Origin of the sequence: Xylella taiwanensis, assembly GCF_013177435.1 — a bacterium.
Classification (GTDB): domain Bacteria; phylum Pseudomonadota; class Gammaproteobacteria; order Xanthomonadales; family Xanthomonadaceae; genus Xylella; species Xylella taiwanensis.
In genome coordinates, this window is record NZ_CP053627.1 from 402157 (window position 1) to 417074 (window position 14918).

Consider the following 14918-nt stretch of genomic DNA (forward strand, 5'->3'; position numbering starts at 1 on the left):
TAAAGGCTGCTCTGTGCGGTGTTCAGTCTTGGCGCAGCAGCATTTGTGTCATCAGTGCACGTAAGGCTGGTGGCCGTACTGGTTTTCCTAGGAAGCCCCAGCCGCGATTTAGTGCTCGATCGCGCAGGGTTGGATCTTGTTCCGAGGTGACTAAGATGACCCGTGGCATCTTTCTCCAGCGTGTGATCAGGTGAGGTATCAGAGGGGTCTCGGCGTGTGCGTCGATGTGTATGTCTATCAGTACCAGTTCTGGTGGTGGTGCCGTTGTGGCGGCGGCGAATGCTTCGTCCAGACTCCCGGTGAAGCCAACCGCACAGTGCCAGCGTTTCAGTAGGGCGTGGATGGCGTTGCATACACTCGGATCGTTGTCAATGCACCAGACCGTACAGCCATGCAACATCGGGTCATCGTCCAGCTCGCGCGTTGGCATTGGTGTCCGCATGAGTATTGGATGCGTTGCTGCGATCTCCCCCAGTGGTACGCTGACTGAAAACGTACTGCCGTGTCCAAGTGTGGAGCGTAGTCCGATACGGTGGTTGAGCAGGTGTCCGATGCGCTCGACGATGGCCAATCCAAGGCCGGCACCACGGTCGTTGACCACGCCGTCGTCGAGTCGTCGAAATTCCTCGAAGATCTCGCTTTGCAAACTTTCAGGAATACCCGGGCCTTGATCATGCACTTCGATGCGCAGCCATTCGCCATGTCGCCGGCAACCGATCAGGACGCGTCCACGCGGGGTGTAGCGGATGGCGTTAGAGAGGAAATTCTGCAGAATCCGCCGGAGCAAAGTTGTGTCGCTGCAGACGATGGCGCAGGTGGGGACCCATGTAAGGATGAGTCCGCGACTTTGCGCAAGGATGCCAAACTCACCTGCCAGCGTTTCCAGCAGTGGCCCCAGTGCAAAGTGATTCACTTGGGTTTTGAGGGTGCCTGATTCGAGTCGTGAGATGTCCAGCAGGCTGCTGAGGATGGCATCCTGTGCGGTCAGCGCGCTATCGATGTTGTCGGCGATTCGGAGTGCCTCTGTTTCGTGCAATTGCTTGCGTAACATCGCTACAAACATGCGCGCGGCATTGAGTGGTTGTAGTAGGTCGTGTACTGCTGATGCGACGAAACGGGTCTTATAGCGATTGGCGTTTTCAGCTTCGCGCCGTGCCTGATCCAGGTCGCGGGTTCGCTCGGTCACGCGGTGTTCGAGTGTATCGGCCAGCAAACGTAGCTCGCGTGTGGCGTTTTTGTAGCTGGTGATGTCGGTGTAGCTGGTGACGAAGCCACCTTCTGGCAGCGAGTTGCCACGAATTTCCAGTACCGTACCGTCTTCCTTCTCGCTTTCACGCATGTGTGGCTTGCCGCTGCGCAGGTGGTTGAGGCGGCGTTGGATGGCATCTTCAATGGGGCCGTGACCAAGCAGGCCACGGTGTGCGTTGTAACGAAATAAATCTTCGATCGGTTGGCCGACTTGCATCAGTTCCGGGGGGAAGCGGAATAGTTCGACGTAGCGCGTATTCCAAGCAACGAGGCGCAGTTCGGCGTCGATAATCACCACGCCTTGCGGTAAGTGCTCCAGACTGCAATTGAGGCTGGTATTGCGGTGCTGTGTGGTGGGTACGATGTCGCTCGGTGCGGTGGGCAGTATTTCGGTATGTGGTTTGAGTTGCATGTTCAATTTGCATTGGTTGCTCTAGCACAGTGTGGCTAAGTGGTGTTGCTGCTGAGTGAACCTCGACAGTCTCAGTGCCAACTAGATGTTACCGGTAGTGAATGCGGCAATATGCCTCGTGCGGCGCTTGTATGGATGTGTTGTGCAGCAGATGCTGGTTTCAGTCGTTGTTGGGTATGGGCAAGGGGTTGCCATAACGTTGGGTGTGGCAGTACCGGGTCCTCCGCCGAGGCGCAGGTTATCGTTGCCGATCTTGTTGATATTGTGCTGATGCAGTGGCAGCTGTGCTTGGTTCAGGGACTACTGGGTCAAGGTGATGTCGCGCGCGTACTGGAGTTGAGTACACCGTAGTCGCAGATGTAAAACCACGGCACTAGGCTGGTCGTAGCCGAGGCAGTGCGCTCCCCATCACTTGACACGGCGCATCATGGATGCCTCGCGACAGCAAGTCGTTTGCTTTGACAGTAAGAGCGATACTGTGGGAATGCCCGTTACCTGTGCTCAGCGCTTGCTGTATGTGGGGATGCAAGCTGTGATTGATTCCAGCGTTGTTGTACTGCTCGTGCCACTTGCTTGTGGTCAGAAGCCATGCTGCGGTGGTCGATGCGCGTCATGGTCGAGGTATGGATGATGTTGTGAGGATGTTCCAGTGTCGGGTCGATTGTCTGTATCTGGAATGGTTTCGATGGTTCTACTCAACTTCTGTGTCCCATTCCGGATCCAATGAGATGAGTTCTTCTAGGGAGCGGTGGTGATGAATGGCTGCTGCAGTGATTGCACGTACAGCAGCATTGATGGCCTTATGTTGGCGTCTTCACTTGATATGGTTTAAAAATAAACTTGGGCGCGTAGCTCGAAGATATCCGGTTTGGTACGTGTGCCGAGGCGACTGACGTTGGCTTTGACGTAGTTTGCCTGGAACTTAAAGTGGTTGGTGAGGTACCAGTTGGTGCCGATGGTCCAATCATGCTGACGTCCGCCAAGGATGGTGCCGTCATCCAAGTTGAGGCGACTATAGCGGGCCAGTAATTCGACTGCGCCGTAGTTATGCACGGGAATGACGTTGCCAATAGTACCGGCTGTGTACGGCCGCGACTCGCCAGTCACTATCCAACTGCCGTAGATGTACTGGCCGTTGGCGTTGTAAGTGGGTAGGCCGTTGTTACGTGCGATCTTGATGTGTAGTGCCTCGCTCTGTACCAAGCATGGACCTTTGATCCATAGTTGTTCCAGGCCATTGCGCTGGATCTGGTCGACATCAACCAGTGTGCCTGAGTCGACGAGGCGTATGTCGGTCAGTCCGCTCTCGGGACGGGCGCGCACCCGGGTACGTGGGCTGAACGGTACGTTTAAGCCGTTGTGGTAGCCGCGTGGGTTTTCCTGCGAGTAGGACAGACCCAAGTGCAATACGTTGTCAGTCGTCTTGATCGGAGTCCATATCGCACGTATCCCTTGCGTGGTCCCCGGGTTGTCACCTTGCAGATCTTTTCCGCCATAGGCACCGGCTTGCAGTAAATACTGGGGACGCTCCAGCACCCATTCCACCCCGGTACGGCGACCCTCATAGATAGCCTGCACCGGCAGCGCACTTTCCATGAAACTTCCGGAGCGCGAGCTGATGAGTGCGTCCAGACCAACCGGAGTCTTTATATAGCCGAGGCGGACACGTCCATAATCCTGGTCGAACAGCGCTTTAGTTTCGAAGCGGAAGAATACGTCCAGCCACAGCTTAGATTGGAAGTCAAAGGAGACGAGTGCGTCATATGCGTTCTTTTTCTTAAGTACTACGCCCAATTCTTTACGGCGCATAAAACTTTTGTCCTCAAGGCGATTATCGCCAGAGAAATTGTTGTAGTCGTAAGCAAAGTTTCCGGTTAATGCGGCTTCTGTTTTGTTGCCAAAGGTATATTGCACTGGCCAGTGGTTCATGTCGGCGGCGATGACAGCCGAGGCGGTGCTTGTCATGCATAGGGTAAAAAGGAGCTTGATGGGGCGCATGGGAGTTCTATGTAACGTAAGAAATGTGGGAAGGGGGGCTAGGGCCGGGGCATTCCACATGAGTGAAGGACATTGCTGGAATGGGCGGTTGCAAACGCCGCCGTGGGTTCAAGTGGCTTAGCGAAATTTGAGAAATGGTAAAAGAATTCACAAAGACTTAATCTTAAGCTCCAAGTGGCAATCTGTACGGAGGTTAGTACCAATAGGTTATCTGTATGATTCCGCCATCGTTCGAGAATTGCATCATTTGAAGCCCGCACTGTGCGGTTCCGTTTTGTCTACCGGAGTTTGTTTCCATGCATCTCAGCACTCGGTCCAATGCGCCTGCCCCGCGTATGCCTTTTTATTCCCAGCTATATTTTTGGGTGGTCATCGCAATCATCCTTGGGGCGTTGCTAGGCCATTTTCATCCTGCTTTGGGCGAGCAACTCAAGCCGTTGGGCGATGCCTTCATCAAGCTGGTGAAGATGATTATCGCGCCAGTCATTTTCTTGACGATCGTTACCGGTATCGCTGGCGTGACCCATCTAGGGACGGTCGCTCGGGTGTTCGGTAAGGCGATGGTCTATTTCCTGTTCTTTTCTACACTGGCATTGCTGGTGGGCTTAGTCGTTGCTCACTTGGTGCAACCGGGTGCGGGCATGAACATTAATCCAGCCGACCTGCACCAGAGTGAGATCAAGGCTTATGTGGAGAAGTCACACGAGTTGACCTTGGTTGGTTTTTTGATGGACATCATCCCTAAGACCCTGCTCAGCCCGTTTGTTGGCGATAACATTCTGCAGGTGTTGTTTGTGGCGGTGTTGTTTGGCACTGCGTTGGCGCTTACTGGGGAGCGTAGTAAGCCGGTGCTGAATTTACTGGAGGCGCTGATTGTACCCGTGTTCAAGCTTGTACAGATGTTGATGAAGACGGCTCCGATCGGTGCATTCGGCGCGATTGCTTTCACTATTGGCAAGTATGGTGTTGATTCGCTGGTCAACTTGGCTTGGTTGGTCGGCTCGTTCTACCTCACTTCGCTGTTGTTTGTGGTGGTGATTTTGGGGGTGGTGAGTTGGTGGTGCGGTTTTTCGATATTCAAACTGATCCGTTACCTGAAGGCCGAATTGTTGCTGGTGCTGGGAACGTCATCTTCGGAGTCAGCGTTACCGTCGTTGATGGAAAAGATGGAGCATGCGGGTTGTAGGAAGTCGGTGGTTGGACTGGTGATACCGACGGGTTACTCGTTTAATCTTGATGGCACCAATATTTATATGACCTTGGCCGCGCTGTTTATCGCTCAGGCGACCAACACTGAGCTGACACTGGGACACCAGGTCGCCCTGTTTTTGGTAGCGATGCTGAGTTCCAAGGGGGCCGCGGGGGTGTCCGGTGCCGGCTTTATCACTCTGGCGGCGACTTTGACTGTAGTGCCGGAAGTGCCGATTGCAGGCATGGCGTTGATTCTGGGCGTGGATCGTTTCATGAGCGAGTGTCGCTCACTGACCAACTTTATTGGCAATGCAGTGGCTACGCTGGTTGTTTCGCGCTGGGAAAATGCGTTGAACCATGAGCAACTCAAAATTGCACTGGAGGGTGGCGAACCGCCACTTCAGTCACTACATGCCGAGGGTGCTGAGCCAGCGGTGTCGCGTTGAGTGTGTCTAGCGTTGCAGTCTGTGTTGCTTCAACAGTGGTGGTATGGGCTTGGTGTTTTTTGGTGCTGTACGCAGCATCGGTTGCGACGGTTGTGCGACAGGTCTCGTCATTGGCGTGCAGGTAGAATCCGTTCTTCCTGCGCCTATTCAGGTATCCAGATACGATGTCAAACGATACATTTAAACAGGCGGCGATCGATTACCACCGCCAGCAGCCAGCCGGCAAGATCAAGGTGATCGCAACCAAGCCAATGCTTACGCAGCGTGATTTGTCGCTGGCGTATTCCCCTGGCGTGGCGTTTGCTTGCCAGGCGATTGTGGAGAACCCGCAGCAGGCGAGCGAGCTGACGGCGCGCGGCAACCTGGTAGCAGTGATTTCCAATGGTACCGCGGTGTTGGGTTTGGGCAACATTGGTCCACTGGCTGGTAAGCCGGTGATGGAAGGCAAGGGTGTGCTGTTTCAGAAGTTTGCTGGCATTGATGTGTTCGATATCGAGATCAACGAGACTGATCCGGACAAGCTAGTGGACATCATTGCCAGCCTGGAGCCAACCTTCGGGGGCGTGAACTTGGAGGACATCAAAGCGCCGGAATGTTTCGTTGTTGAGCGCAAATTGCGTGAGCGGATGAGTATCCCGGTGTTTCACGACGACCAGCACGGTACTGCGATTATTGTCGGTGCGGCGGTGCTTAACGCGATGGAAATCACTGGAAAGAAGATCGGGGAGGTGAGGTTAGCAACTACCGGCATGGGTGCGGCGGGTATTTCCTGCGTCAATATGCTGGTTTCACTGGGGCTGAATCCGGATAACATTCTGGCCTACGACCGTGAAGGGGTGATCCATACGGGTCGCACTGACTTGGATCCGGAGAAGCAGCGTTACGCGCGGGATACCGACAAGCGTACTCTGGCCGAGATCGTGGAGGGTGCGGATATCTTTCTCGGACTTTCTGCGGCAGGCATCCTGACCCCAGAGATGGTGGCGATGATGGCACCTAACCCAGTGATCTTTGCCCTGGCCAATCCGATTCCGGAGATCATGCCAGAAGCCGTACGTGCAGTGCGGGCGGATGCCATCATTGGTACCGGGCGCTCGGACTATCCAAACCAGATTAACAATGTCCTGTGTTTTCCCTACTTGTTCCGTGGTGCATTGGATGTTGGCGCGACTACCATCAACGAGGAGATGAAAATTGCTTGTGTCAAGGCGATTGCTGCATTGGCGCGGCGTGAGGCTTCGGATCTGGGCGCTGCTTACGGTGGTGAGACACCGAGCTTTGGCCAGGATTACCTGATCCCGCGTCCGCTTGATCCGCGTTTGTTAGTGGAACTGTCTGCGGCGGTGGCGCAGGCGGCGATGGATTCAGGGGTGGCGACCCGCCCGATTGCAGATATGAGTGCCTACCATGACAAATTGAGCCAATTTGTCTACCGCACCAGTGTGATGATGAAGCCGGTGTATGACCGCGCCCGCGCTGACAAGCAGCGAGTGGTGTATGCCGAAGGTGAGGAGGAGGTGATTCTGCGTGCCGTGCAGAATGTGATTGACGAAGATTTGGCTTTTCCGATCTTGATTGGTCGTCCGGATGTGATCGAAACCAGGATTCAGCGCATGGGGCTACGCATGAAGGCCGGTGTTGATTTCGAGGTGACCAATATCCATGATGACCCGCGCTTCAATGATTATTGGCAGTACTATCACGCGCTGACGGAGCGTCGTGGCGTGACGGTCAGTGCGGCGAAGGAATTGATGCGCTCGCGCCCGACTCTGATTGCTTCGGTGATGGTCGCACGTGGTGAGGCCGATGCATTGCTGACCGGTGTGGTCGGCCGCTTTCACAAGAAGCTTGGCTACGCGCGCAGCGTGATTCCTCTGGAGCCTCGGGTGAGTTCGACGGCGGCGATGACGGGTGTGATTAACCAACACGGTGCGTTTTTCTTTGTAGACACCCATGTGCAGGAAGATCCGAGTGCCGAGCAGATTGCCGAGGCCACCCTGCAGGCTTCTTATCGTTTGAAGCTGTTCGGCATTGAGCCGAGCGTGGCATTGCTGTCGCACAGTAACTTTGGCAGTCACGATTCGCGTGATGCACTGAAGATGCGTCAAGTGCGCGCACTGCTGCTCAAGCGCAGTCCCAGGTTGAACATTGATGGCGAGATGCAAGGCGATACCGCCTGGGACGAGGCGTTGCGCCAGCGCATTATGCCCAATACCACGTTGAAGGGGCAGGCTAATCTCTTTGTGCTACCGAATTTGGAAGCGGCCAATATTGCTTATAACTTGGTGCGCGTGTTCACCGATGGTGTGGCGATTGGTCCGATTTTGATGGGGATCTCCAAGCCAGTGCATATTCTGACGGCTAGCACCACTTCGCGGCGGGTGATGAATATGACTGCAATCGCTGCGGTGGATGCGCAGATCCGCAAGCAGTTTGAAAGCGGAAGGAGAGGTGGATGAGTCAGAGTACGGTGGTTGTGATGCAGCGTTCTGACGAGACGATGCTTTATGAGTGTGTTTGACAGACGTTTTGGTTCCTCCACTCAGCATCGTGGTTTGTGATCAGTGGATGAGTGTTGGAACAAGGGGTCATGTATTGGACCGTGAGGACAATGCCCCTGGATGTCCAGGGGCATTGCTGGTGTATCGGTGTGGATGTTTGGACGCGGTGCTGCGGTGCCCATTGCATCCAGGGTGTGCCTTTTAGACCGATAGTTCCAGCAGTAGTTTGTTGAGGCGGCGCACGTAGCCGGCCGGGTCCTTCAAACTGTCGCCAGCGGCGAGTGCCGCCTGATCGAACAGCACCCTGCTCAGGTCGGCGAAACGGTCCATGTCTTGCTCGGCGTCGAGTTTCTCGATGAGTGGGTGGCCTGGGTTGAACTCGAAGACGGGTTTTGTTTCTGGAATTTTCTGTCCACTGGCTTCAAGCAACTGGCGCATCTGCAGGCCGAGATCGCCTGCGGCGATGGCGAGCACTGCCGGTGAATCGGTAAGACGATGTGAGACGCGTACTTCGGCCACATCTTCTCCCAGTGAGGCTTTGATCCGGCTGGCTAATCCTTCCTTGGTTTTTGCAATCTCTTCCTGTGCTTTTTTGTCTTCTTCGCTATCGAGTGTGCCCAGGTCCAGATCGCCGCGCGCAATGTCGACAAACGATTTTCCATCGAATTCGTGCAAGTAGTTCATCAACCACTCGTCGATACGATCCACCATCAACAGTACTTCAATGCCCTTTTTGCGGAACACTTCCAGGTATGGGCTGTCTTTGATGTGTGCATAAGACTCTCCGGTCAGGTAGTAGAGTTTGTCTTGGCCTTCTTTCATGCGTGCGATGTAGTCGGTGAACGCGACGGAGGGCTCGCCGGAGGTGTCGCAGGTCGAGGCAAAGCGCAGCAAACTGGCGATTTTCTCGCGGTTGCTGTAGTCCTCGGCGGGGCCTTCTTTCAGCACTTGGCCAAAATTTTTCCAGAAGGTCTTGTAATCCTCGGGGGTGTCATGGGCGAGTTTTTCCAGCATGTCCAAGGCGCGTTTGGTCAACGCGGCCTTCATGGAGTCCACGACTGGACCCGATTGCAGAATTTCGCGCGAGACGTTCAGCGATAGGTCGGCGGAGTCGACGACGCCTTTGATGAAACGCAGGTAGAGCGGCAGGAACTGCTCTGCCTGGTCCATGATGAAGACGCGTTGCACGTACAGCTTCAGCCCCTTTGCAGCATTACGGTGGTACAGATCGAATGGCGCGCGTGTTGGGACGTACAGCAACGAGGTGTATTCCAGCTTGCCTTCGACCTTGTTGTGGCTCCAGGCGAGCGGATTGGTCATATCGTGTGCGATGTGTTTGTAGAATTCCTGGTATTCCTCGGCCTTGATATCACTTTTAGGGCGTGTCCATAGGGCGCTGGCTTTGTTGACGGCTTCCCACTCCGCTTCTTTGGGAGTGTCTTTCTCCTCACCGTGGTGTTCTTTGAGCATTTCAATGGGGAGACCGATGTGGTCGGAATATTTCTTTAGGATGCTACGCAGGGTCCAACCGTCGGCAAAGTGTTGCTCGCTTTCTTTCAGTTGAAGCACGATGCGGGTGCCGCGTTGTGGCTTGTCGATGGTGGTTACCTCAAAGCTGCCTTCGCCTTTGCTCGACCAGTGCACGCCTTCGGCAGCCGTCAGTCCGGCGCGGCGGCTGTATACGTCGACGTGGTCGGCGACAATAAAGGCGCTGTAGAAACCGACACCGAACTGGCCAATCAGGTTAGCGTCTTTGCGTTGATCGCCAGAGAGCGTCTGCAGAAAATCTGCGGTGCCGGACTTGGCAATGGTGCCCAGGTGCGCGATGGCCTCGTCGCGGCTCATCCCGATGCCGTTGTCATCAATGGTGACGGTGTGTGCTTGTTTATCAAACTCTACGCGGATGCGCAGGTTGGGATCTTCTTCGAGCAATTCGGGGGTGCTCAATGCTTCAAAGCGCAGCTTGTCGGCAGCGTCGGCGGCATTGGAGATTAACTCGCGCAGGAAAATTTCCTTGTTTGAGTAGAGCGAATGGATCATCAGTTGGAGTAACTGTTTGACTTCCGTCTGGAAGCCGTGAGTCTGTTTGTCTGGTTCAACGGTCATCGTTGTCATGCTCCATGAGAGATGTGCCGCATTTGATGCGGGGATGAGGACGGGGTATGGGTCACGGATGGTGCTTTCAAGGTTCCTGGTCAGCGGGGAGGTATCATGACGTTCCTTCTTAGTGTCTGGATGTCGATGTCCTTCCCATGCCACCCGTTGCTTTCTGTTGGCCGATGAATCACGGACGTGTGTTACCCGTGCGTGTCAGTGGTGCGGGACAGGTGCGGATTATCGGCGGGCGTTGGCGCAATACTCGTTTGGTGGTGCCGGATCTGCCTGGGTTGCGTCCGACCAGCAGCCGTGTGCGCGAGACGTTGTTCAATTGGTTGATGCCAGTGCTGCCGGGGGCACATGTTCTGGATCTATTTGCTGGTAGTGGTGCGTTGGGATTGGAGGCGGTTTCGCGTGGTGCGGCGGCGGCGGTATTGATCGAACGTCACCCGGGGTTGGTGGCGCGGTTGCGTGAGCAGGTGACCCGGCTTGGTGCTCAGCATCAGGTAGAGATCGTGCAGGCTGATGTGCTGCAGTGGTTGCAGCGTCCGGGTGCGGTGCGCTTCGATATTGCCTTTGTTGACCCGCCGTTTACTGCTGGACTGTGGGAGACAGTAACGGTGCGGCTGGCGGGGCACTTGGCGGCGGCGGCTTGGGTGTACCTGGAGTCCCCGGCTGATCTGGGGCCAGTGATGTTGTCGGCGGGCTGGGAGCCTTACCGTGACGGTCACACTCGTGAAGTGCGCTATGCATTGTATCGGTACCCGGCTGTTACACTGCGCGCTGATTTGAACTCAGTATCGTCTATATGACCGTGGTCAATCGCCGCATCGCTGTTTATCCTGGCACCTTCGACCCGATCACCAATGGTCACATTGATTTAGTGAATCGAGCGGCTCCGTTGTTCGAGACGGTTGTGGTGGGTGTTGCGCAGAGTCCATCCAAGGGCCCTTCGTTGCCGTTGCAGCAGCGTGTGACTCTAGCGCGTGAAGCGTTGGACCAGCATGCGAATGTCCAGGTCATTGGGTTCGATACATTGCTGGCGCATTTCGTGCGTCACGTTGGCGCTGGTGTGTTGCTGCGTGGCTTACGTGCTGTTTCGGATTTCGAGTACGAGTTCCAGATGGCGAGCATGAATCGTCATCTGATTCCTGAAGTTGAGACATTGTTTCTGACTCCAGCGGAGCAGCACAGCTTTATTTCGTCCTCGCTGGTGCGCGAGATCGCGCGGCTTGGTGGGGATGTTTCTGGCTTTGCACCTGCTGCGGTGGTCGCAGCGTTGCGGCAGAGTTTCTAGGCGCAGACTATATTTTGTGTTTTATCCACAATCCCTCAGGGAGGAACCATGAAGAACATGTTGCGTGTGGCAGTGATCGCCTCGTTCATTGTGGCCTGCGCTGCTTGTAATCAGGGCAAGGTTCAAGCGGTGACCGATGCGGCTTCTGCAGTGCTGACCGCTCCGGCGAAGGATGATAACGCTGCTTGGAAGACGTATCTTGGTCAGGTTGTTTCCCGTAACTTGGGCAATAGTACTGGCAGTCCATTTTTGTATTATTTGCCACCGGAGTCAGATCCTGATTTCAAAGGTAGCTATGATCGCCAGGTAGAGAACGTCACGAGTGCGCTCGCGCGTGGGGTGCAGCCGGGGACGTTGTTGGTGTTTGGTTCTTCGGCTTCGGCTAAGATGGCTGACTTGGTCGATGCTGCGTTCAAGAAGGTACAAGCCGGTTCGATGAAGGGTGTGCATGTGCTGTTCATTGGTATGAATGCTGACAGTCCCCGTGTACAGAAAGTGGTGCAACCCACTGGGGCTGAGTATGTTTTCGTCGAAGCAAAGTGATACTGATATTGATGTGTGCGAACAGCTGCCTGCTGGCGTCCTGATGCATCTCTCAGTGTTGTCAGCCTCAATGGCTTGTTTGCTAGGATTTCGATGCTGCAGTGGTGGTGCTTCTGTGATGTCCCTTTGGATGTGGCTAGCTTTATTTCAGAGACACCCGTGATGTCGTTGAAGATTAATGCATTGTGCGTTAATTGCGATGTGTGTGAGCCGGTGTGTCCAAATCGGGCGATTTCGATGGGGGAGACGATCTACATTATTGATCCGGTGCGCTGTACCGAGTGTGTTGGCCATTACGATGAACCGCAGTGCGTGGTTGTTTGCCCAGTGGAATGCATCGACCCAGATCCTGATCTCTTAGAAACGCGGGAACAGCTCCTCAGCAAGTTGCAGCAGTTGCGGCGTAAGTATCCCGAGTTGTATGAAAAGGAACCTCCCGCAATATGAGGTTATTTACTCGTTGTTTGTTGTTGTTCTTTGTTTTTTTTCTTTTCTCGCAAGTTTCGGCGGAGCAAAGGGTTACAGCGCTGCCACAGGACGGAGTCGCCAGATTCCCACCTGGTGCGGTCATTGCCAGCAGTCATCATCTGGCGACTGAGGCTGGGCTGGAGATCCTGAGGCAGGGAGGTAATGCTTTCGATGCTGCAGTTGCCGTGTCTTCCACGCTGTCGGTGGTCCAACCCATCAGTTCCGGTTTGGGAGGCGGCGGTTTTTTTCTGCTTCATGATGCCAAGACTGGTCGCGATGTCATGCTGGATGCCCGGGAATACGCGCCGGCTTCAGTCAAACCAGGTACGTTTCTAAACACGGACGGTCAGCTAGATCGTGATCGCTCGATCAACGGGCCCTGGTCGGCAGGGATCCCTGGTTTACCGGCAGCACTCGTTGAATTGGCTGAGCACTATGGCAAGCTCCCATTGAGACAGACATTGGCACCGGCGATCCATATTGCGGGTGCGGGGTTTCCAATTTACCGACGCATGGCGGAGGGCTATCGGGCGCGCCGCGAAGTGATGGAGCGTTATCCAGGTACCCGTGACGTCTACCTCCGCGGCGGTAAGCCGATCGCTGGAGGTGATATCTTCAAACAGCCTGAATTGGCACGGACCTTGAGTTTATTGGCTGATAAGGGCTTCGATGGCTTTTATAAGGGCGAGACTGCGCAGCGGTTGCTAGCTGGGGTGAATCAGGCGGGTGGACGTTGGACAGCTGAAGATCTGGCTGGCTACCGGGTCAAATCACGTGCTCCAATCAGTTTTAATTACCGCGGGTGGAAGATCACCACGGCACCGCCGCCGTCCTCTGGGGGTATCGCGTTGGCGGAAATGTTGCAGATCCTGGAAGGCTGGGATCTCACTCGACTGGATGAAGTGCATCGTGTTCATTTGGTGGTAGAAGCCATGCGCCGTGCCTATCGAGATCGTACCTTCTTTCTCGGTGACCCGGATTTTGTCTCGATTCCACAGCGTGTGCTGACTAGCAAGGACTACGCGCGTGGCTTGCGCGCTGCGATCAACCCTGAAAAAGCGCTGCCTAGCGTCCTGTTATCAGGTCATCCGACTCCACTGGAGGATGAGGAGACCACGCACTTTTCGATCATTGATGCGGAAGGAAACCGGGTGGGTGCGACGCAGACGGTTAATTTGCTATATGGCTCGGGTCTGATTCCGAAGGGGACCGGCGTGTTGCTGAACAATGAGATGGATGATTTTGCGCTCCAGCCAGGCGCGCCGAATGTCTTCGGGGTGATGGGCTACGAGGCTAACGCACCAAAACCAGGGAAGCGCATGCTCAGCTCGATGACACCGACCTTCCTTGAATCTGCAGATAAAGTGGCCGTGATTGGCACTCCTGGCGGTAGCCGCATCATCACGATGGTGCTGTTAGGGATCCTGGGTTACGACGCCGGGTTGGATGCACAGCAGGTCGCCGCGTTGCCGCGTTATCATCATCAGTGGCTGCCGGATGTGATTGAGACCGAGGCAGCTACATTTTCGGCAGAGGTGATCAAGGGATTGGAAGCGATGGGACATACGCTTAGGGAGCCAAGCGACACGGTTGCCGGCGGGCGTGGTTCCAGCCACGTGTGGGGCAACGTGCAGACGGTGGAATGGGATCGCCGTTCCAATAGGCTCAGTGCTGCTAGTGATCCGCGTGATTCCCTGGGTGAGGCAAAGGTTTTGCTGACTGAAGAGAAGCGGTGATAGGCCCGCTTGTAATCCTGCCTACACGCTGTAAGTAGGATTGCATTGGTCAATGATTGAATCGGTATATATGAGACTACTGATGATAAATGTAGCGTATAACGGCCATTTGAGTGCTATAAGCATGCCGTGATGATTTGATTCGTATTCGGTAAGTATATTTAAGCGATGCGTTCATATTTTGCCTCATTGATTAGCTTGAAATGCACGGCTTTACAGCTATTTCTCTCAGACACTGTCAACTTTCGCTGCTGGTTTTTGTGGTTACGTCGCACATTGCTTGTCGATTAATCATATAAATTGTGATTTTAATCATATTATTTTCTGTAAACTTGCTTAGCTCACAGTTGATCTGCGTTTTTTGCCAGAGGGCGTTGAGGGTCTATATATTTGGACAGCCGCAATGTGACCAACTGAGATTATTCAGTGTTATTTAGCCAGCGAATATTAATTAATAAATTTTTCTCAAAAAATTCTCAGCAGCCGATTAACAGTATTGCTGAGAAGATAGTTTAGCCATAAAGAACGTCATTCAATTTCTACGCTGTCCGATCTCTTCTTTCCATCAATCAAGGATTCATTCGTACCAATGCTTTCGATCTTGAGCACACTGTTGTCCAAGACCTGGTCAATAAATATATACAGGATGAGGGAGATGTTGTATGCCAGTTTGTGTTCACAGCTCAAGGGCAGAGGGCGTGCTATTGGTTTGAAGTTCAATGCAGCGACATCAAGGAGCTAGGGTTATGAATTGACGTGTTGGTCAAAGAGCTCAACACGTGGCAATCAAAGGTCATGCCAGCGTGAATAAATTCAAAGAACTGCAATCCATACCGAGGCGGACATCACCAAGAATAAGGCATTGGAGATCATCCATTGCACATTAATCATGTGGAAGCGCAGAGAGGCTGCAGAGCGGTCCATGCACTTTGGTTTATGGGGCGTTGCGGGCATCCCATCTCCTCAGTGGTGCTGTCGTTG

9 protein-coding genes and 1 pseudogene are annotated in these 14918 nt (G+C 54.2%); 7 read left to right on the forward strand and 3 right to left on the reverse strand.

Annotated features, from left to right (window positions below; translation table 11 throughout):
• Positions 1-22: 22 nt before the first annotated feature.
• Together PLS229_RS01540 and PLS229_RS01545 are read right to left on the reverse strand one after the other, a co-directional pair.
• A pseudogene (locus PLS229_RS01540) lies at positions 23-2274 on the reverse strand (hybrid sensor histidine kinase/response regulator).
• Positions 2275-2488: 214 nt separating this feature from the next.
• Positions 2489-3658 (reverse strand): OprO/OprP family phosphate-selective porin, encoded by a 1170-nt coding sequence (locus PLS229_RS01545; protein ID WP_038270786.1) that lies wholly within the window; start codon positions 3656-3658, stop codon positions 2489-2491.
• Positions 3659-3954: 296 nt separating this feature from the next.
• Here PLS229_RS01545 and PLS229_RS01550 point away from each other — a divergent pair, with 296 nt between their 5' ends.
• Positions 3955-5295 (forward strand): dicarboxylate/amino acid:cation symporter, encoded by a 1341-nt coding sequence (locus tag PLS229_RS01550; protein ID WP_038270785.1) that lies wholly within the window; start codon positions 3955-3957, stop codon positions 5293-5295.
• Positions 5296-5459: 164 nt separating this feature from the next.
• Complete coding sequence (locus PLS229_RS01555) at positions 5460-7754, forward strand: NADP-dependent malic enzyme (RefSeq protein ID WP_038270784.1); 2295 nt, start codon at positions 5460-5462, stop codon at positions 7752-7754.
• A 243-nt stretch (positions 7755-7997) separates the two neighbouring features.
• Here the strand turns inward: PLS229_RS01555 and htpG are convergent, their stop codons facing one another.
• Positions 7998-9902, reverse strand: a complete 1905-nt coding sequence (gene htpG / locus PLS229_RS01560) for a molecular chaperone HtpG (RefSeq protein WP_038270783.1) — start codon at positions 9900-9902, stop codon at positions 7998-8000.
• A gap of 173 nt (positions 9903-10075) precedes the next feature.
• Here htpG and rsmD point away from each other — a divergent pair, with 173 nt between their 5' ends.
• The 5 genes from rsmD to ggt all read left to right on the forward strand — a co-directional run bounded on the left by rsmD (position 10076) and on the right by ggt (position 13937).
• Entirely contained in the window at positions 10076-10705 is a 630-nt protein-coding gene (gene rsmD, locus PLS229_RS01565; RefSeq protein WP_038270857.1) for a 16S rRNA (guanine(966)-N(2))-methyltransferase RsmD, read from the forward strand.
• Positions 10702-11190 carry a pantetheine-phosphate adenylyltransferase gene (gene coaD, locus PLS229_RS01570; RefSeq protein ID WP_038270782.1) on the forward strand — a complete coding sequence of 163 codons (489 nt, stop codon included), beginning with the start codon at positions 10702-10704 and terminating at the stop codon, positions 11188-11190. The genes rsmD and coaD overlap by 4 nt, the downstream gene beginning before the upstream one ends.
• Positions 11191-11238: 48 nt before the next feature.
• Entirely contained in the window at positions 11239-11733 is a 495-nt protein-coding gene (locus PLS229_RS01575; RefSeq protein ID WP_038270781.1) for a hypothetical protein, read from the forward strand.
• Between the two features lie 162 nt (positions 11734-11895).
• The gene (locus PLS229_RS01580; protein ID WP_038270856.1) at positions 11896-12180 is read left to right on the forward strand and encodes a YfhL family 4Fe-4S dicluster ferredoxin; all 285 of its coding nucleotides are present in this window, start codon (positions 11896-11898) and stop codon (positions 12178-12180) included.
• On the forward strand, positions 12177-13937 hold the full coding sequence (gene ggt, locus PLS229_RS01585; RefSeq protein WP_081755414.1) for a gamma-glutamyltransferase: 1761 nt from the start codon (positions 12177-12179) through the stop codon (positions 13935-13937). Before PLS229_RS01580 ends, ggt begins: the two co-directional genes overlap by 4 nt.
• The last annotated feature ends 981 nt before the right edge of the window (positions 13938-14918 follow it).

Coding starts and splice junctions, on each gene's coding strand:
- PLS229_RS01580 (WP_038270856.1), top strand. CDS start 11,896: ATGTCGTTGAAGATTAATGCATTGTGCGTTAATTGCGATGTGTGTGAG.
- PLS229_RS01575 (WP_038270781.1), top strand. CDS start 11,239: ATGAAGAACATGTTGCGTGTGGCAGTGATCGCCTCGTTCATTGTGGCC.
- PLS229_RS01550 (WP_038270785.1), top strand. CDS start 3,955: ATGCATCTCAGCACTCGGTCCAATGCGCCTGCCCCGCGTATGCCTTTT.
- coaD (WP_038270782.1), top strand. CDS start 10,702: ATGACCGTGGTCAATCGCCGCATCGCTGTTTATCCTGGCACCTTCGAC.
- PLS229_RS01545 (WP_038270786.1), bottom strand. CDS start 3,658: ATGCGCCCCATCAAGCTCCTTTTTACCCTATGCATGACAAGCACCGCC.
- PLS229_RS01555 (WP_038270784.1), top strand. CDS start 5,460: ATGTCAAACGATACATTTAAACAGGCGGCGATCGATTACCACCGCCAG.
- ggt (WP_081755414.1), top strand. CDS start 12,177: ATGAGGTTATTTACTCGTTGTTTGTTGTTGTTCTTTGTTTTTTTTCTT.
- rsmD (WP_038270857.1), top strand. CDS start 10,076: ATGAATCACGGACGTGTGTTACCCGTGCGTGTCAGTGGTGCGGGACAG.
- htpG (WP_038270783.1), bottom strand. CDS start 9,902: ATGACCGTTGAACCAGACAAACAGACTCACGGCTTCCAGACGGAAGTC.